Raw genomic sequence first — 18289 nt, 5'->3', positions numbered from 1 at the left:
GCATAAACACGCCAGTAGGATGAAACTCATCTGAACTAAGACTATTGCTTAATTAAGAGGATAGATTTATGCGTAATGTAGATTTCTCGCCACTATACCGTAATGCAATTGGCTTTGATCGTCTGCTAAACCTGATGGAAGCGAATACAGCGAAAAATACTTCTGGCGGTTACCCTCCATACAACATTGAGCAAAAAGACGAGCACAACTACCGTATTACTATGGCCGTTGCTGGCTTTGCTGAAGAACAGCTCGATCTGACTCAAAACGAAAACATGTTGATTGTGAAGGGCGAACGTAAAGCAGAAGAAGGCAAAAACTACGTTTACCAAGGTATTGCAGAACGTGATTTTGAACGTAAATTCCAGCTAGCGGATTACGTAAAAGTCGTGGGTGCATCAATGGAAAACGGTCTGCTTCATATCGATTTAGTTCGTGAAATCCCTGAAGCCATGCAACCACGTAAGATTGCTATCGGTGGCAACAACCTGATTGAGAACAACTAATCAGTTAACCACCCGGTTATAGAATGAGAAAGAGCGCCATATGGGCGCTCTTTTTAGTTTGGGGGTTTTCAAATCCGCTATTTTAAAGCCGTAATTTCAAAGAGAAGAACGGCTGAGTTCAATCCGTCTATTTACCTTCGCGGTAAGCCTTTTCCACTTCTTCAGCGATAATCGCAATGCCTTTTTGCATCATCTCATCATCTTGAACGTAGTTCATACGCAGGCATTGGTGCGCGTGATCCCACTCGTCTTGCTGACCAATAAAGAAATATTCACCAGGGACAATCAATACGCCACGCGCTTTCAAGCGTTGGTACAGTTCCATTGTTGTGATTGGCAGTTCATCAAACCATAACCACAAGAAGATAGCGCCTTCCGGCTTGTGGATGCGGAATCGCTCATCGGTAATTGCTTGTTGGAGCAGTTCAACCGCACGTTGTGATTTTTGCTTGTAGAACGGCTTAATCACCTCTGAACTCAGTTTAAGAAGATCGCCTTTGCCAATTATATGGTTTGCCAGCGCTGGACCAACACTGCCCGGCGCTAGGCTGATGATGCCGTTCATATTGGTTAACGCTTGAGTGATTTCTTCACTCGCAATCACAATGCCACAACGCACGCCCGGCAAGCCAAGTTTAGATAGGCTCATGCATAGGATGGTGTTTTCATTCCAGAACGGTTCGACATCTTCAAAGATGATGTTCGGGAAAGGTAGACCGTAGGCGTTATCGATGATCAGCGGGATGTTGTTCTCACGTGCTAGCTTGTCCAGCTTACGTACTTCTTCGTCTGTCAGTACATTACCCGTTGGGTTGGTTGGACGAGATGCACAGATTGCCGCAACAGAGTCGTCGACGGTTAGCTGCTCAAAATCGACGTGGTATTTAAACAGACCGTTATCTAACAGCTCGATTTCTGGGTGGTAAGAGATAAAGATATCTTTATCAATGCCAGCATCACCATAACCGATGTATTCAGGTGCGATAGGCAGTAGCACTTTCTTGTGCGAACCGTCTGGCTGTTTACCTGCCAACAAGTTGAACAAGTAGAAAAAGCCACTCTGGCTACCGTTAGTTAGGCTGATGTTCTTTTCGGAAATATCCCAGCCGTAAGTTTCACGGAATAACTGAGCTAGCGCTTTGACGAACGCGTCTTTACCCTGCGGGCCATCGTAGTTGGCGAGGGCGGCGACGAGCTCCCCACTGGCGAGCATTTCCTCACTGGCTTGGTGAAAGTAATCGAGCATGGCAGGAATGGCGGCAGGATTACCTCCACCGAGCATGATGGCACCTGGTGTGCGCAGACCATCATTCAAATCGTCCATTAACTGCGTAATACCTGAATACTGATTAAATTTTTCACCAAACTTTGAGAACTGCATGCTGACTTATACCTAATTCATTGTGATTGCTTTGTGTATGTTTATGCCGATGTTTTATCGGCTTATCGAGTAATCCTTGACCTTACCTCAATGTGTAATTAACGCAAAGTGTGAATTAAGCCGAAAAAGAAAAAAGTGCGTCATCAGACCAGAGGAACGAGACAAAAGGGCAAAAAGAACAATAAAAAAGGGAAGCTTATGCTTCCCTTGCTGGTGGAGAGAGTGTGATTTACTCACCGGTGTAAACAATCAGCACCTTGTCGTCTTGGTATTGGCGTTCGAATGCGTAGTAACCTTCTTGGTTGCGAGTGATGTGCTTACCTTGAGCAACTGCTGGGTGGCGTTTACGGAATTCGCCCAACTTTTGCCAATGTTGCAGTAGATCCTCACGCTCGCCATGAATCTTATCCCATGGCATATCTGAGCGTGTGCCTTGGTGGGCGTCTGAACCAGTAATGCCAAAATCACGAGCTATCTCATCGCCATAGTAGATTTGTACTGCACCCGGTGCCAGCATTAACGCATTGGCGGCGCGAGCTTGGTCATCAAAGCTGCGGCTGCGTGCCGACCAAAACAGTTGAGTATCGTGCGAAGACAGGTAACTCAACACGTTGAACTCAGGATCGGAGTTAATACGTTCTGCATAGCGGCGGTAATCATTATCAAGTTGAGCGAAACACTTTAGCGCTTTTGGAGCCACGTCAGATTGGAACTCGAAGTTGATGATCGAATCGAAGCCGTTATCGAAATACGGGCTCTTCACCACGCTGTGTGCCCACACTTCGCCGGTCATCCAAAATGGCAGATCGTCTAGTGCTTTGTCGGGGTGGTTTTGTTTCCATTCGGCGAGGGCTTGAGTGGTACTTGCTTTGAGCTCTGCCCACGCTTCCATCTCAACGTGTTTGGCGGTATCGACGCGGAAGCCATCAATGCCGTAATCACGTACCCAGTCGGATAACCACGTAATCAGATGCTCACGCGGGGTTTGCAGTTCATCTTGCGCATTGGTGTATTTATTGCGGAAGAAGTTTGGTAGTCCGGTTTTCTGCGTCGATTCGGTTTTGAGATCCGGTAGGTAGTTCAAAGACATGGTGATGTCGTTGTAGCCCGGCGCATCGTAATCGCCAATGTCGGTGCGAATCCAATCTTTGCCCCACCATTTTTCCCACGCTTCGCTATCACCGTATTTGATGTAGTCGTTAAAGCTGTGCCAGCTTTGTCCTGATTTTGGTTGCCAGTCGGTCCATTTTTCACCAAGTACTTGTTTGGCTTCTTGGTCATCAAGGTAAAGTTGACCAAATCCGAATTCCTGCATGTCTGCTAGTGTCGCATAACCTGTGTGGTTCATGACCACATCCCAAATCACGCGGATACCTTTCTTATGGGCAGTATCGACGAAGGTTCTGAGTTCATCTTCGGTACCCATGTTGGCATCAAGCTTGGTCCAATCTTGGTGATAGTAGCCGTGGTAGCCGTAGTGCTTAAAGTCGCCTTTATCGCCGCCGCCAACCCAGCCGTGGATTTGTTCCAGTGGTGAGGTTATCCAGATAGCATTGACACCAAGTGATTCGATGTAATCGAGTTTTTTCGTTAGACCCGATAAGTCACCACCGTGGAAGGTACCAATCTCATATTTTCCGTCTTTGCTGCGACCGTAGCTGTTGTCGTTGTCTGGGTTGCCATTGTAGAAGCGGTCGGTCATGACGAAGTACACCGTCGCATTGTCCCAACTGAACGGTTTGTCGGCTTGCTGTTCAACTTCTTCTAGCAGCAATAGACCTTGGCTCATAGGACTCGGCTGCATGGTGACGCTGCCATTGGCGACTGTGGTTTCTTGTCCGGTTAAGGCATCGCGAACGACAGTGCCATCATTAAAGGTTTGAGCAACATTGATGGTTTTTGGCGCGTCAGTTGCGACAGGGCAAGAGTAGGTGATGTCCTGACTCTGTTTTGGTTTGATTTTTACAGTTAGCTCATTGGTGGTTGGATTGAGCGTAAATTGATAGGTATTGGCTTTGAAGATGCGCAGTGGCATTTGTACATCAGTGGCGCAGTTATCCATTTTTAATGGACGATTGAACTTGATGCGACCTTCTTCTGCTAGGGCAAAGCTACTGCCACAGCTTTGCTTGCTGTCAGCAATGGTAAAGGTGTAACTGCCTTTTTCGAGTTTTTGCTCGGCGACAAGTAAGCCTTGTGAGTTTTCTTCAAAAACAGCGGTGTCATCACCAACGCTTAATACGATGGCATTTTCTGGAATCTGGCTGCAGGCGCTCAGTAGACCGATAGAGAGTGCGAGAATTGTTTTTTTCATTGTGTCCTTCCCCCGAATAAACAGTCCAGTTATAGCAAAACTGTGCCTCTACAATCCGAGCTCTACACCAACAAGTTAAACGCGTCTCACCCTACAAATTTTAGTCTTGTTCACAAAATGAATAATAAGCGTCACCTTCATCGGTTTGAAGGCAACAAAAAAGGGAAGCATCTGCTTCCCTTTTACTTATTTCTTAATCACTTCGAAGAGTAATGAATTACTTTTGAAGCAAAGAAATGTCTGCGATCTGTAGGAACAGGTTACGCAGGTTGTTCAGTAGTGTCAGACGGTTCTTCTTAAGTGCTTCGTCGTCTGCCATTACCATTACGTTATCGAAGAACGCATCAACTGGTTCACGTAGGTCAGCTAGCTTGCTTAGGGCTTCTTGGTAGTTACCAGTAGCAAATGCTGGCTCTAGCGCTTCTGTCATTACTTCAACGCTTTCTGCTAGTGCTTTCTCTGCGTCTTCTTGTAGAAGTGCTAGGTCGATGTCTGCTGCTAGTTCGCCGTCGAATTTCGCTAGGATGTTACCTACACGTTTGTTCGCTGCTGCTAGAGACTCTGCCGCTTCTAGCTCACGGAAGTGAGAAACCGCTTTAACTCGTTGGTCAAAGTCTGCTGGTTTTGTAGGACGACGCGCTAGAACCGCTTGAATGATGTCTACGCTGAAGCCTTCGTCTTGGTACCAAGCACGGAAACGACCAAGCATGAACTCGATAACGTCTTGTTCAACGTTGTCGTTGGTTAGGCGGTCGCCAAATAGTGACTTCGCTTTCGCTACTAGGTCAACAAGATCTAGGTTGTAGCCGTATTCAACGATGATACGTAGTACACCTAGAGATGCGCGGCGTAGTGCGAATGGGTCGCTGCCTTTAGGCGCTTGACCAATACCGAAGATACCTACGATAGTGTCTAGCTTGTCTGCCATTGCAACTGCAGTTGAAACACCGTTTGATGGCAGTTCATCACCTGCGAAACGAGGCATGTATTGCTCGTTCAGTGCTACTGCAACTTCTTCTGCTTCACCGTCGTGGCGAGCGTAGTGCATACCCATCACACCTTGAGTATCCGTGAATTCGAATACCATTGAGGTCATTAGGTCACATTTTGCTAGTAGACCAGCACGCTTTGATTTCTCAACGTCAGCACCGATTTGCTCAGCAATGTAGCCAGCAAGCTCTGTGATGCGGTCTGTTTTGTCTTTGATCGTACCCAGTTGCTTTTGGAAGATCGCTTGCTCTAGTTCAGGCAGACGGTCGATAAGCGGACGCTTACGGTCTGTGTTGAAGAAGAACTCTGCGTCAGCAAGACGAGGGCGAACTACTTTCTCGTTACCTTCGATTACGTAACGAGGCTCTTTTGATTCGATGTTCGATACGAAGATGAAGTTAGGTAGTAGCTTCTTGTTTTCGTCATAAACAGGGAAGTACTTCTGGTCACCTTTCATGGTGTAAACCAACGCTTCAGAAGGCACTTTTAGGAACTCTTCTTCGAACTTCGCTGTTAGTACTACTGGCCATTCAACCAGAGACGTTACTTCTTCTACTAGGTCATCTTCTAGGTCAGCGATACCGCCAACCGCTGCTGCTGCTTTTTGTGCGTCAGCTAGGATGATTGCTTTACGCGCTTCGTAATCTGCCATTACTTTACCGCGCTCTTCTAGGATCGCAGGGTATTGTTCAGCAGAATCGATAGTGAACTCTTGCTCACCCATGAAGCGGTGACCACGGATAGTGCGATCAGAAGCGACACCAAGGATCTCGCCTTCGATTAGGTCGCTGCCCATTAGCATGGTTAGCGTCTTAACTGGACGGATAAATTGAGTCGTTTTGTTACCCCAGCGCATTGGTTTTGCGATAGGTAGGTTTGCTAGTGCTTTCGCTGCAAGTTCAACTACGATCTCAGACGTTGGCTGACCTTTCACTTCTTGTTTGAACAGTAGCCATTCACCTTTGTCTGTAACCATGCGCTCTGCTTGGTCAACCGTGATGCCACAACCGCGTGCCCAGCCTTGAGCCGCTTTTGTTGGGTTGCCTTCCGCGTCAAACGCTGCAGAAACCGCAGGACCACGTTTTTCAACAACTTTGTCAGACTGGCTGTCTGCTAGTGCTGCGACTTTAAGTGCAAGACGACGAGGTGCCGCGAACCATTTAACGCCTTCGTGAGCAAGCTCAGCGCCTTTTAGTTCTGCTTCGAAGTTTGCTGCGAATGCTTCAGCTAGAGTGCGAAGTTGCGTTGGTGGTAGCTCTTCTGTACCTAGCTCGATTAGAAATTCTTTTGCCATGTTACTCTACCCCTTGCGCTTGTTCTTTCTTACACATTGGGAAGCCTAGAGCTTCACGCGATGCGTAGTATGCTTCTGCAACTGCTTTAGTCAGGTTGCGGATGCGTAGGATGTAACGTTGGCGTTCAGTTACTGAGATCGCTTTACGTGCGTCTAGTAGGTTGAATGCGTGACCAGCTTTTAGAATGCGCTCGTAAGCAGGTAGTGGCAGTGGCTTTTCAAGCTCAAGCAGCTCTTTACACTCTTTCTCGCACTGTTCGAAGAAACCAAATAGGAATTCCACGTCTGCGTGCTCGAAGTTGTAAGTCGATTGCTCTACTTCATTTTGGTGGAAGATGTCACCGTAAGTCACTTTGCTGCCGTCTGGTGCGATGTTCCAAACTAGGTCGTAAACAGAGTCTACTTCTTGGATGTACATTGCTAGACGTTCGATACCGTAAGTGATCTCACCAGTAACTGGCTTACACTCAAGACCGCCAACTTGCTGGAAGTAAGTAAACTGAGTCACTTCCATGCCGTTTAGCCAAACTTCCCAGCCTAGACCCCATGCGCCTAGTGTTGGGTTTTCCCAGTTGTCTTCTACGAAACGGATGTCGTGTACAAGAGGGTCAATACCAAGAACTTCAAGGGAGCCAAGGTACAACTCTTGAATATTGTCAGGCGATGGTTTTAGCGCTACTTGGAATTGGTAGTAGTGCTGAAGACGGTTAGGGTTTTCACCGTAACGGCCATCAGTAGGACGACGTGAAGGTTGTACGTAAGCTGTCGACATTGGCTCTGGGCCAAGCGCTCGTAGACAGGTCATTGGGTGAGAGGTACCCGCACCCACTTCCATATCTAGCGGTTGAACAATGGTACAACCATTTTGAGCCCAATAATCCTGCAGCGCGAGGATCATTCCCTGGAAGGTTTTGATATCGTATTTTTGCATAAGTCAGGTTCGCGCGATTCTCTTGTTACTCGTTAATTCGTCATCTATGCCGAGTTTTTCAACTCTAACAACGGCGATAAAGAGTAATTACGGTTGAATAAATTAACAATCTAGTATAACCAGATATTGAGCATGGGAGTAGAGCTAATCTTGATTAATTCGTGGGCGATTTTCTCCTTTAATGAATTTTTACCGCGTTATCTGCTGTATTTTTCCTAAAAGGGAGTTTTTGCCTGCTTTGGCTCTTGAGAAGCGCAACAAAGGTGGCTAGAATTGCGCCTGTCTTTGGGGAGTAGCTTACCTGATGAAGTTTCTGTTTCATCTGGTTCGTCCGTCAACATAATTGGTGCAAAATCACCATGGCGTTCGAGACTTGAAGCCTTTCAAGTTTAGCAAGACCTTAGACAAATCATCACGAACCGGGGTAGGGGCGTGAGGTTTGTCTTCGGTTAAAAATAATAATCCCTGCCCCAATGAGCATGTCGTGAGCGTTTTAGCTATTTCAATTACTACTGTAGCGTTAGCAGAAATTGGCGATAAGACCCAATTGCTATCTCTATTACTCGCAAGTCGTTACCGAAAACCAATCCCAATTATTGCAGCAATCTTTTTGGCAACTATTGCCAACCACGCTTTGGCTGCATGGTTAGGTGTGGTTGTCGCAGACTATCTATCACCTGAGATTTTAAAGTGGGTGCTGGTGGTCAGTTTTGTCGCGATGGCGGCTTGGGTTCTGATCCCGGACAAACTGGATGATGACGAACAGATTTCTAATCGAGGCCCATTTATTGCCAGCTTTATCGCGTTCTTCGTTGCGGAGATAGGCGATAAAACTCAGATCGCCACTTCCATCTTAGGGGCGCAATACGCGGATGCGTTAAGTTTGGTGATTATCGGTACCACAATCGGTATGCTGCTGGCGAATGTTCCTGTGGTCCTGATTGGTAAATTGTCGGCCGACAAGATGCCTTTAGGGCTGATCCGTAAAATCACCGCATTTTTGTTTATTGCTCTGGCAATAGGGGCTGCACTGTTCTGATTTTTTGCACGTGAAATGATGTGAGTTATCAATCATTAGTGGCGTGCTGCGCGAGTTCAAACTCTGACTCTAAATCGTTCCGTTGCGTGACGGATGACATATAAGTGTCATACTTGTCATGGTAGTTTAATGGTGTGAATGATAGCGAGAGGGCAAGTTTATGCTTACACGTTACATGGGGATGTCCCCGAAGAGTCAGAGTTATTTATTCACTTTTGGTTTAGCGCTGTGTTTACTAGCGATGGTGCTAACTGATATGTGGTTACCGATTGTAGCAGGATCGTTCGTTCTTACTGGATTGACAGTAGAAGCGTGGATTCGTGTCGCTCACATCATTCCTATGCATGAAGAGATGCGGGCAATGAAGAAACAACTTAACAAGCTCCAATCAGAAGTTCGCACACTCGAATACGATGAATAAACAAACGGCAGCCAATATTGGCTGCCGTTTTTAGTTCGACCAGATTATTCCAATCCTTTCTTGATCAGGTACTGATACGGAACTTGCTCCGTTTGTGCCGCAACTAATTGGTGGTCCATAAAGCGGCAGAAACTCGGAATGTCTCGAGTTGTGGATGGATCGTCTGCTTTGACCAGCAAAATCTCACCATCTTGCATGTTGCGAATTGTCTTCCTGACCATCATCACTGGCTCTGGGCAGCGCAGTCCTTCCGCCTCTAATGTCTTGTTTGCCAGTTCAGGATTAAAGCTCATAGTGTGATTCTCGTAACTAACTGAGCGTTGAATTTTACTTTCGTTGAAAAAATATTCAATAACCACTTGGCAAACCGAATTTTTTGTTTTACCTTAAATTAACAATTTGGTAACAACTGGCAAGGGAGAGGCAATGTTAACAGCGTTAGACAGACTTACGATTTACTCAGTGCTGTGTTTTATCTCGTTTTGTGCATTGGTACTCAGGACGCCAGCTGACACCTCTTTGACGCCTCTAGTAGGCATGGTTGCCACTATTATTGGGATTTGGATCGAGATGCGCAGATGGTCTGGCGCATCTGAGCAAGAAAATTAGCGCTTCTTGCTTGGATCAGAATGCTTTTAATAACGCTCACCTATTTTTTACCGACACTTCATTCCGACACTATCCCCATTTTTCTTGGGCTTCCCCGCTGAAAGGCGGGATTTTTTTTGCCTAAAGAGTACAATTTACCCAAACACATACAAAATAAGTGGCTAATTCGTGGAACTGGAAGACATCTATCGCCGAGATTTAAATTTACTGGTTGCGTTGCGAGTACTGATAGAAGAAAACAGTGTCAGTAAGGCGGCAACACGTCTGAACTTGAGTCAATCGGCAATGAGTCGTGTGCTTGGTCGTCTACGTGACTTGTTGGGAGACCCGCTGTTTACTCGTCAGGGACAGCATTTGATCCCAACTCAGAAAGCGTTAGAGATCGATCGCTCATTGGGCGAACCATTAGAGTCTTTACGTCAGTTGTTATCTCCGGTTGAGTTTGACCCATTGCAATGCGTGCAGACTTTCAACATCGTGACCACCGACTATGCCATGCAAACAATCTTACCGTTCGCTTTGCCGAGAATTTACCAAGAAGCGCCAAACGTGTCTTTCAACTTCTTACCACTGCAACACGACCGTTTATCAGATCAGCTCACTTATGAAGGTGCAGACTTAGCGATTTGTCGCCCGACAGGCCCGGTGGAGCCTCTACGCAGTGAAGTGTTGGGGCGAGTGGGGGTGCTGTGTATGCTTTCAAAACAGCATCCATTAGCGGATAAAGAAATGAGCTTGGATGATTATCTGAGTCATCCACATGCCATGATCGCCATCAGTGATGGTGTTAAGGCACTGATCGAACAAGCTTTGATGGAGAAACCTAAGCGTAAAATGGTTCTGCGGGCTTATCATTTAGAAGCCGCATTGGCGATCATGGATACCTTGCCAATTATCATCACAGTGCCAGCGGACTTGGCGTATCTGGTTGCCGAGCGTTATGACTTAGTGGTGAAACCGTTACCATTCCAATTCACGCCGTTTGAATACTCGATGATTTGGCATGCGCGTTGCGAGCATTCTCCCGCTCAAGAATGGTTAAGAACGATTGTGCGTGAAGAGTGTAGCCGTCTGATAGCTAAACGTATCGAAGATATGGGACTGAACTGCTAACAAAAAAGAGCCAGCAAAGCCGGCTCTTCGTCTGTTTACACTGAGTCAGTGTTTATAGCTTGATAACCACACGACCCGTTACTTGACCGTTGGTGATGTCTTCTGCATATTTCGGTGCTTCAGCAAGAGCAACTTCAGTACACGCTTGCTCGAAGTAGCTGTCTGGTAGTAGCTCGACCAGCTTTTCCCATGCAGCGATACGTTTCTCTGTTGGGCACATTACTGAGTCCACACCTTGTAGGCGAACATTACGTAGGATGAACGGCATCACTGTGGTTGGTAGATCAAAACCACCAGCAAGACCACAAGCTGCAACTGCACTGTTGTAATCCATTTGCGCCAATACTTTAGCCAGTACTTTGCTGCCTACAGTATCAACCGCACCTGCCCATACTTGCTTTTCAAGTGGACGTGCTAGTTCTTCAAATTCAGTACGGTCGATGATGCGGCTAGCACCTAGTTTTTCAAGTAGCGGGCCATTTTTTTCTACACGACCTGTCACTGCAGCAACTTTGTAGCCAAGCTGTGCTAGAAGCGTTACTGCGACTGAGCCTACACCGCCACTTGCGCCAGTTACTAGGATTTCGCCATTTTCAGGTTTGATGCCTGCATCAAGCAGTGCTTGAACACACAGCATACCAGTGAAGCCAGCAGTACCAACCATCATTGCTTTCTTGCTGTCTAGACCTTTTGGTAGTGGTACTAGCCAATCCGCTTTTAGACGAGCACGCTGAGACATACCACCCCAGTGGTTTTCACCCACGCCCCAGCCAGTAAGGACAACTTTGTCACCAGCTTGGTAGCGGTCGTCTTCTGAGCTTACTACCGTACCTGCTAGGTCAATACCTGGCACCATCGGGAAGTTACGGATGATTTTACCTTTACCTGTGATCGCAAGACCGTCTTTGTAGTTTAACGATGAGTAATCAACGTCAATCAGAACGTCGCCTTCAGGCAGTTGTGTTTCATCGATTTGCTCGATGTTAGCGATAGTACGTTTGTCTTCTTGATTTAGAACTAGAGCATTAAACATAAGGTTCTCCGATTGTGCGGTAGCATGACTCTGGGTCACATGCAGCAAGATATCAACTGGTCTAAGTGTATGTCTTCTTTGTCTATGAATAAAATGAAACTTGAGCATTTAATGTATGCTCTTCATGCATGTTTGATGTAAAACAAAGGGCGACATCAATTGTCGCCCTTAAGTGTAATACTAAAAATTTTAGTACTAGTTCATTTGCTTATGATTGTTGGCTCGATCACTACAACAACGTCTTGAACTGTTATGGTCGTTCAAATACTGTCGCAATGCCCTGACCCAAACCGATACACATGGTGGCCAGACCGTATTTCGCGTCTTTCGCTTCCATTAGGTTGATCAACGTTGTTGAGATACGTGAACCAGAACAGCCTAGTGGATGACCCAATGCTATCGCACCACCGTTAAGGTTGACCTTCTCATCCATAACATCAAGCAGGCCTAAGTCTTTAGCACACGGCAGAGACTGCGCGGCAAATGCTTCGTTTAGCTCAACCACATCCATGTCTTCAATTGAAAGACCGGCACGCTTGAGCGCTTTTTTCGTCGCAGGTACAGGACCGTAACCCATGATAGAAGGATCGCAGCCCGCAATGGCCATACCTTTAATGCGTGCACGAATCTTCAAGCCAAGCTCATTGGCTTTCTCTTCGCTCATGATCAACATCGCTGATGCACCATCGGACAGAGCCGATGATGTACCGGCTGTTACTGTACCGTTTGCTGGGTCGAACACTGGGCGAAGTTGAGATAGACCTTCAACGGATGTTTCAGGGCGAATCACTTCGTCGTAATCCAGAGTGAACAGTGTGCCATCTGCTGCGTGGCCTTCAATTGGTAGAATTTCGTTTTTAAAACGACCCTCTACGGTTGCTGCGTGCGCACGAGCGTGAGAGCGAGCGGCAAACTCGTCTTGTTGCTCACGGCTAATACCATGTAATTTACCAAGCATTTCAGCCGTTAAGCCCATCATGCCCGCAGCTTTTGCTACGTTCTTTGACATACCTGGGTGAAAGTCTACACCGTGGTTCATTGGCACATGCCCCATGTGCTCAACGCCACCAATTAGGCAGATTTCAGCATCGCCAGTCATGATGGCACGTGTACCGTCGTGAAGCGCTTGCATTGATGAACCACACAAGCGGTTAACCGTCACGGCGCCAATTTCAATCGGCAGGCCCGCGAGTAGCGCGGCATTACGTGCAACGTTAAAGCCTTGCTCTAGTGTTTGCTGTACACAGCCCCAGTAGATGTCTTCAATCTCGCTTGGGTTCACTTGTGGGTTACGCGCAAGAATGCCTTTCATTAGGCGCGCAGATAGATCTTCTGCTCGTGTATGACGGAAAGCACCACCTTTAGAGCGACCCATTGGAGTACGTAGACAATCGACTACGACAACATTTCTTGTTTGATTAGTCATTTTAGAATCCCTCCTTAGATAGAACCTTGCTGTTGTGCACCGTAAAAGCTTTCACCTTTCGCCGCCATATCAATCAGCATTTGCGGTACTTGGTACATCGCACCTAGCTCGGCGTGTTGTTTTGCCATTTCAACGTATTCAGCAATACCCACGCTGTCTAGATAGCGGAATACGCCACCGCGGAATGGAGGGAAACCAAGACCATAAACCAGTGCCATATCCGCTTCTTGTGGAGTGGCAATGATGCCTTCTTGTAGGCACAGCACCACTTCGTTGATCATTGGAATCATCATACGTTGAATGATGGTCTGATCGTCAAAGTCCTGCTTATCGGCACAAACGTCAGCAAGTACCGGTAAGATCGCTTCGGAGAAGGTTTTCTTCGGCTTACCTTTTTTATCTATGGTGTAGCTGTAGAAGCCATTACCATTTTTCTGACCATATTTGTCTGCTTCGAACAGTGCATCAATCGCATCACGACCTTGTTTACCCATACGCTCAGGGAAACCGTCAGCCATCACAGCTTGTGCGTGGTGCGCGGTATCAATGCCGACTACGTCAAGCAAGTACGCCGGTCCCATCGGCCAGCCAAACTTACGCTCCATGACTTTGTCGATTTTCGTAAAGTCAGCACCATCACGAAGTAGCATGCTGAAGCCGCCAAAGTATGGGAACAATACGCGGTTAACGAAGAACCCTGGGCAGTCATTAACGACAATTGGTGATTTGCCCATTTTCGCAGCATACGCCACAACACGATTGATGGTTTCATCAGAGGTGTGCTCACCACGGATGATCTCAACAAGAGGCATACGATGCACTGGGTTGAAGAAGTGCATACCACAGAAGTTTTCTGGGCGTTTTAGTGATTTTGCCAATAGGTTGATAGGAATCGTCGATGTGTTTGAGGTGATAACGGTGTCGTCACCGACATGGGACTCAACTTCACTCAAAACTGCTGCTTTTACTTTCGGGTTTTCAACGACAGCTTCAACAATCACATCAGAGTTTTCAATACCTGCGTAATGTAAGCTCGGTGTGATTGACGCTAAAATACCCGCCATCTTAAAGCCATCAATGCGATCGCGAGATAAGCGTTTATTCAGCAGCTTAGATGCTTCAGTCATGCCTAGGTCGAGCGACGCTTGCGCGATGTCTTTCATTAAGACTGGCACACCTTTTAGCGCTGATTGGTAAGCAATGCCGCCACCCATGATACCTGCACCTAATACGGCTGCACGTTGCGTGTCTTTACTTGCTGACTTCGCTGCTTTTTTCGCAATGCCTTTGATGTATTGATCATTAAGGAATAGGCCAACGAGTGATTTTGCTTCTTCCGATTTAGCCAATTTCACGAAGTGCTTACGTTCAATGTCTAACGCTTCATTACGTGCAAAGCGAGCACCTTCTTCAATCGTGATAACGGCTGTCATTGGGGCAGGGTAGTGAGGACCTGCTTTTTGTGCCACCAGACCCTTCGCCATGGTGAAGCTCATCATTGATTCAAGCTTACTCAGCGTTAGAGGCGATGTTTTCTGTGCTCGGCGTGCTTGCCAGTCAAGTTTCTCATTAATTGCAGAGTTAAGAGTTTGTAGTGCTGATTCGTATAAAGCATCAGTCTCTACAACAGCATCGAGTAAGCCAATTTTCAATGCTTCATCAGCTCGGCATGCTTTACCTTGGGTTATGATTTCCATTGCGCTGTCTGCGCCAATAACGCGAGGTAAGCGTACACAACCACCAAAGCCCGGCATGATTCCCAGTTTCGTTTCTGGTAGGCCGATGCTGGTGGTTTTGTCACCAATACGCATGTCTGTTGCTAGCACACATTCACAACCGCCACCAAGAGCGTGGCCTTTGATCACTGAGATGGTCGGAACGGGTAAGTCTTCTAATTTGTTAAAGATGCTATTAGCAAATTGCAGCCATTGGTCGAGCTCGGCATCCGTTTTAGCAAACAGACCTAAAAACTCGGTAATGTCTGCGCCTACAATGAATGCGTCTTTATCTGAAGTGAGCAACAACCCCTTGAGGCCTTGATGGGCAATGAGCGCATCAAGAGCTTTATCTAGCGATTCTAATGTCGCTAGGTCGAGTTTGTTGACGGATTTTGGAGAGCAGAAGCTTAGCTCTGCAATACCATCTTGTATTTCCTTTACCTGTAGGGTTTCGGCTTGGTAAATCATTGTCTATCTCCATGACATACAATCGTGGATTGTCTGTATACCTATTTCAACGACGCCGTGTACCTCGGCAAATAGGTATCGAGGAAGTCGTTTTATTTTTGTTCTGGTTTGACCAGTAAGGTTAGTTTGGATCGTGGATTGTTTAATTTCAATACATTTTTTAAACAAGTGTTTAACATTGTGCGCTGTGGCAGATCTTATGCGACGGGTAAATCACACACGTGATAGACTTCAGGCAAATAGACATGAATCCATAATCCTATGAATGACAAGCCTTATCTGATTCCAGCAGAGCCCGCTCAATTTGAAGAAGAAATTAAAAAGAGCGTCTTCATTACTTATTTGGCACACACGCCAAGTATCGAAGCTGCAAAAGCATTTGTTGATCAAATCAAAGCTAAACACGCTGATGCTAGACATAACTGTTGGGGCTTTGTTGCTGGTCGACCAGAAGATTCGATGAAGTGGGGCTTTAGTGATGATGGAGAACCTTCAGGGACGGCAGGCAAACCAATCCTGGCGCAGCTGTCTGGATCTGGGGTGGGGGAGATCACGGCTGTGGTCACGCGATACTCTGGTGGAATCAAGTTAGGTACAGGCGGCTTGGTTAAAGCGTATGGGGGTGGGGTTCAACAAGCGCTCAAGCTGCTTCAAACTATTGAGAAAAAAATAACCACAAAGCTCAGACTAACGTTAGACTATGGGTTTATGCCTATCGCACAATCAATCATGCCGCAATTTGGTGCGATAGAAGTCGAGGCTGAATACAGCGATCAGGTCGTATTAGTGGTGGAAATTGAGCTTCGAGAAGTGAGCGCGTTTACCCAAGCAATCATCAATAAAAGCGGGGCAAAGGCAATTGTCACTCCGCTAGACGGACAATAATGAAAAACAGGAAGCAACAGGGACAGCTTCGCTAGTCAATTTATCCATGCAATTTCGTTCAATTATTCGAATCGTCGGGCTACTGCTCGCACTCTTTAGTGTCACTATGCTTGCGCCAGCACTCGTTGCGCTGATCTATCGAGATGGTGCTGGTGTGCCTTTTGTCACGACATTTTTTGTTCTGCTGTTTTGTGGGGCCGTTTGTTGGTACCCAAACCGCAGGTATAAGCACGAGCTTAAAGCTCGAGATGGCTTTCTTATTGTCGTCTTATTCTGGACAGTACTTGGCAGTGCAGGCTCGATCCCCTTTCTCATTGCTGACAATCCGAACGTCTCAGTGACAGATGCGTTTTTTGAATCGTTTTCTGCTCTCACGACGACCGGGGCGACCGTTATTGTTGGTTTGGATGAGTTACCTAAAGCGATTCTATTCTATCGACAGTTACTGCAGTGGTTCGGCGGTATGGGAATCATCGTATTAGCGGTGGCGATTTTGCCAGTACTTGGCATCGGTGGTATGCAGCTTTACCGCGCCGAGATCCCAGGTCCAGTCAAGGATACTAAAGTGACGCCGCGCATAGCAGAAACTGCTAAGGCGCTTTGGTACATCTATTTGAGCCTGACTATCGCCTGTGCTTCGGCTTTTTGGTTAGCTGGTATGACGCCATTTGATGCCATCAGTCACAGCTTTTCCACCATTGCCATTGGTGGCTTCTCTACCCACGATGCCAGCATCGGATACTTTGATAGTTACGCGATTAACCTGATTACGGTGGTTTTTCTGCTTATATCTGCATGTAATTACACACTGCACTTTGCTGCATTTGCATCAGGTGGCGTACATCCCAAGTATTACTGGAAAGATCCTGAGTTTCGCGCCTTCTTGTTTATTCAAGTGCTGCTATTTATCATTTGCTTTCTATTATTACTGAAACATCACTCTTACACATCGACATACGATGCTTTCGATCAGGCTCTGTTCCAAACTGTATCAATATCCACAACAGCGGGCTTTACGACAACAGGTTTTGCGGATTGGCCGCTCTTCTTACCTGTGCTGTTATTGTTCTCTTCCTTTATAGGTGGTTGTGCTGGTTCAACAGGCGGCGGCATGAAAGTGATCCGTATCCTGCTTCTTACCTTACAAGGTGCGCGTGAACTAAAACGTTTGGTGCACCCTCGTGCGGTTTACACCATCAAAGTGGGTGGCAGTGCCCTACCGCAACGTGTTGTCGATGCAGTTTGGGGTTTCTTCTCCGCATACGCATTGGTATTTGTGGTTTGTATGTTGGGGTTGATTGCAACAGGAATGGATGAGCTCAGTGCGTTCTCGGCGGTGGCTGCGACTCTGAACAACCTCGGTCCTGGCTTGGGAGAAGTAGCGCTGCACTTTGGTGATGTTAACGACAAAGCAAAATGGGTATTGATAGTTTCTATGCTGTTTGGTCGTTTGGAAATCTTTACCTTACTTATTCTACTTACGCCGACGTTTTGGCGTAGCTAAGGGGAAATCGTGGCAAAAGCATTATTTCTATACTCTTCCCGCGAAGGGCAGACTAAAAAAATTCTCCACTATATAGATGAACAACTTCCAGACTTCGATTGTGAGCTGGTGGATTTACATAATGTCGAGACGATTGACTTCAGCCAATACGACAGAGTATTGATAGGCGCCTCTATTCGCTATGGCCATCTTAATAAAAAGCTATACCAGTTTATTGAGCGAAACCTCAATCAATTGGAGCAAAATAAAGTGGCATTTTTCTGCGTAAACCTAACCGCTCGTAAAGAGGACCAAGGAAAGGATACACCTGAAGGTAGTGCCTACATTCACAAGTTCCTAATTAAGTCGCCTTGGAAACCAACGCTAATAGGTGTTTTTGCTGGTGCACTTTATTACCCACGTTACAGCTGGTTCGACAGAACTATGATTAGGTTCATTATGTCGATGACGGGTGGCGAAACTGATACGACCAAAGAGGTGGAGTACACCAATTGGGAAAAAGTGGCTCTTTTCGCAGATAAATTCAGAGAACTGTAGAAATAACGTGCTCTTTTGACCGCTTTTGATGCAAATTTATCCGAACGATAAAAAAATCAAAAAAAACGAGAAAAAGGGCTTGCCAATGTGATCGCAATCTCTATAATGCCACCTCGCTGA

At 46.5% G+C, this 18289-nt stretch carries 16 protein-coding genes; 8 read left to right on the top strand and 8 right to left on the bottom strand.

Features of this window, described 5'->3' with window-relative positions; translation table 11 throughout:
* Positions 1-68 precede the first annotated feature (68 nt).
* On the top strand, positions 69-506 hold the full coding sequence (locus R7H07_RS18515; RefSeq protein ID WP_005378857.1) for an Hsp20 family protein: 438 nt from the start codon (positions 69-71) through the stop codon (positions 504-506).
* A gap of 127 nt (positions 507-633) precedes the next feature.
* Here the strand turns inward: R7H07_RS18515 and R7H07_RS18510 are convergent, their stop codons facing one another.
* From R7H07_RS18510 to glyQ, 4 genes are all read right to left on the bottom strand, one after another.
* Entirely contained in the window at positions 634-1887 is a 1254-nt protein-coding gene (locus tag R7H07_RS18510; RefSeq protein ID WP_154204935.1) for a valine--pyruvate transaminase, read from the bottom strand.
* A 229-nt stretch (positions 1888-2116) separates the two neighbouring features.
* Positions 2117-4201 carry an alpha-amylase gene (locus R7H07_RS18505; RefSeq protein WP_206960002.1) on the bottom strand — a complete coding sequence of 695 codons (2085 nt, stop codon included), beginning with the start codon at positions 4199-4201 and terminating at the stop codon, positions 2117-2119.
* A gap of 217 nt (positions 4202-4418) precedes the next feature.
* Positions 4419-6485, bottom strand: coding sequence for a glycine--tRNA ligase subunit beta (gene glyS / locus R7H07_RS18500; RefSeq protein ID WP_005378875.1), 2067 nt, complete (start codon positions 6483-6485; stop codon positions 4419-4421).
* A gap of 1 nt (position 6486) precedes the next feature.
* Positions 6487-7416 (bottom strand): glycine--tRNA ligase subunit alpha, encoded by a 930-nt coding sequence (gene glyQ, locus R7H07_RS18495; RefSeq protein WP_064376850.1) that lies wholly within the window; start codon positions 7414-7416, stop codon positions 6487-6489.
* 484 nt (positions 7417-7900) lie between these two features.
* Between glyQ and R7H07_RS18490 the strand changes: the two genes are divergently transcribed.
* Both R7H07_RS18490 and R7H07_RS18485 read left to right on the top strand, forming a co-directional pair.
* Entirely contained in the window at positions 7901-8455 is a 555-nt protein-coding gene (locus R7H07_RS18490) for a TMEM165/GDT1 family protein (protein WP_005378877.1), read from the top strand.
* Between the two features lie 160 nt (positions 8456-8615).
* Positions 8616-8876: a hypothetical protein gene (locus R7H07_RS18485; RefSeq protein WP_005378878.1), complete on the top strand. Its 261-nt coding sequence runs from the start codon at positions 8616-8618 to the stop codon at positions 8874-8876.
* Between the two features lie 44 nt (positions 8877-8920).
* Here the strand turns inward: R7H07_RS18485 and tusA are convergent, their stop codons facing one another.
* Entirely contained in the window at positions 8921-9169 is a 249-nt protein-coding gene (tusA, locus tag R7H07_RS18480) for a sulfurtransferase TusA (RefSeq protein ID WP_005378879.1), read from the bottom strand.
* Between the two features lie 133 nt (positions 9170-9302).
* Here tusA and R7H07_RS18475 point away from each other — a divergent pair, with 133 nt between their 5' ends.
* Both R7H07_RS18475 and R7H07_RS18470 read left to right on the top strand, forming a co-directional pair.
* Entirely contained in the window at positions 9303-9485 is a 183-nt protein-coding gene (locus tag R7H07_RS18475) for a hypothetical protein (RefSeq protein WP_005378880.1), read from the top strand.
* A gap of 168 nt (positions 9486-9653) precedes the next feature.
* Positions 9654-10598, top strand: a complete 945-nt coding sequence (locus R7H07_RS18470; RefSeq protein WP_005378881.1) for a LysR family transcriptional regulator — start codon at positions 9654-9656, stop codon at positions 10596-10598.
* 52 nt (positions 10599-10650) lie between these two features.
* On the opposite strand, the gene R7H07_RS18465 is transcribed toward R7H07_RS18470, so the two are convergent.
* The 3 genes from R7H07_RS18465 to fadB all read right to left on the bottom strand — a co-directional run bounded on the left by R7H07_RS18465 (position 10651) and on the right by fadB (position 15243).
* Entirely contained in the window at positions 10651-11631 is a 981-nt protein-coding gene (locus R7H07_RS18465) for an MDR family oxidoreductase (RefSeq protein WP_042523906.1), read from the bottom strand.
* A gap of 250 nt (positions 11632-11881) precedes the next feature.
* Positions 11882-13057: an acetyl-CoA C-acyltransferase FadA gene (gene fadA, locus R7H07_RS18460; protein ID WP_006743176.1), complete on the bottom strand. Its 1176-nt coding sequence runs from the start codon at positions 13055-13057 to the stop codon at positions 11882-11884.
* A gap of 14 nt (positions 13058-13071) precedes the next feature.
* Positions 13072-15243, bottom strand: a complete 2172-nt coding sequence (fadB, locus tag R7H07_RS18455) for a fatty acid oxidation complex subunit alpha FadB (RefSeq protein WP_206960003.1) — start codon at positions 15241-15243, stop codon at positions 13072-13074.
* A gap of 261 nt (positions 15244-15504) precedes the next feature.
* Between fadB and R7H07_RS18450 the strand changes: the two genes are divergently transcribed.
* Genes R7H07_RS18450 through hemG form a run of 3 tightly spaced genes read left to right on the top strand, consistent with a single transcriptional unit; the run spans position 15505 to position 18169 of the window.
* Positions 15505-16128, top strand: coding sequence for a YigZ family protein (locus R7H07_RS18450; RefSeq protein WP_005378891.1), 624 nt, complete (start codon positions 15505-15507; stop codon positions 16126-16128).
* A gap of 46 nt (positions 16129-16174) precedes the next feature.
* Positions 16175-17632 (top strand): TrkH family potassium uptake protein, encoded by a 1458-nt coding sequence (locus tag R7H07_RS18445; RefSeq protein ID WP_005378893.1) that lies wholly within the window; start codon positions 16175-16177, stop codon positions 17630-17632.
* Between the two features lie 9 nt (positions 17633-17641).
* A complete protein-coding gene (hemG, locus tag R7H07_RS18440) occupies positions 17642-18169 on the top strand; it encodes a menaquinone-dependent protoporphyrinogen IX dehydrogenase (protein WP_054577148.1) in 528 nt (175 codons plus the stop codon).
* Positions 18170-18289: the final 120 nt, after the last annotated feature.

Origin of the sequence: Vibrio sp. Vb1127, from assembly GCF_033338735.1 — a bacterium.
GTDB classification, from domain to species: domain Bacteria; phylum Pseudomonadota; class Gammaproteobacteria; order Enterobacterales; family Vibrionaceae; genus Vibrio; species Vibrio alginolyticus.
This window is presented reverse-complemented; position numbering and strand designations above follow the sequence as displayed.

Excerpts from the sequence above, each read along its gene's own strand:
- tusA (WP_005378879.1), bottom strand. The coding sequence starts at position 9,169 with ATGAGCTTTAATCCTGAACTGGCAAACAAGACATTAGAGGCGGAAGGA.
- R7H07_RS18450 (WP_005378891.1), top strand. The coding sequence starts at position 15,505 with ATGAATGACAAGCCTTATCTGATTCCAGCAGAGCCCGCTCAATTTGAA.
- R7H07_RS18510 (WP_154204935.1), bottom strand. The coding sequence starts at position 1,887 with ATGCAGTTCTCAAAGTTTGGTGAAAAATTTAATCAGTATTCAGGTATT.
- R7H07_RS18445 (WP_005378893.1), top strand. The coding sequence starts at position 16,175 with ATGCAATTTCGTTCAATTATTCGAATCGTCGGGCTACTGCTCGCACTC.
- R7H07_RS18475 (WP_005378880.1), top strand. The coding sequence starts at position 9,303 with ATGTTAACAGCGTTAGACAGACTTACGATTTACTCAGTGCTGTGTTTT.
- R7H07_RS18515 (WP_005378857.1), top strand. The coding sequence starts at position 69 with ATGCGTAATGTAGATTTCTCGCCACTATACCGTAATGCAATTGGCTTT.
- fadB (WP_206960003.1), bottom strand. The coding sequence starts at position 15,243 with ATGATTTACCAAGCCGAAACCCTACAGGTAAAGGAAATACAAGATGGT.
- R7H07_RS18505 (WP_206960002.1), bottom strand. The coding sequence starts at position 4,201 with ATGAAAAAAACAATTCTCGCACTCTCTATCGGTCTACTGAGCGCCTGC.
- R7H07_RS18485 (WP_005378878.1), top strand. The coding sequence starts at position 8,616 with ATGCTTACACGTTACATGGGGATGTCCCCGAAGAGTCAGAGTTATTTA.
- R7H07_RS18465 (WP_042523906.1), bottom strand. The coding sequence starts at position 11,631 with ATGTTTAATGCTCTAGTTCTAAATCAAGAAGACAAACGTACTATCGCT.
- glyQ (WP_064376850.1), bottom strand. The coding sequence starts at position 7,416 with ATGCAAAAATACGATATCAAAACCTTCCAGGGAATGATCCTCGCGCTG.
- glyS (WP_005378875.1), bottom strand. The coding sequence starts at position 6,485 with ATGGCAAAAGAATTTCTAATCGAGCTAGGTACAGAAGAGCTACCACCA.
- fadA (WP_006743176.1), bottom strand. The coding sequence starts at position 13,057 with ATGACTAATCAAACAAGAAATGTTGTCGTAGTCGATTGTCTACGTACT.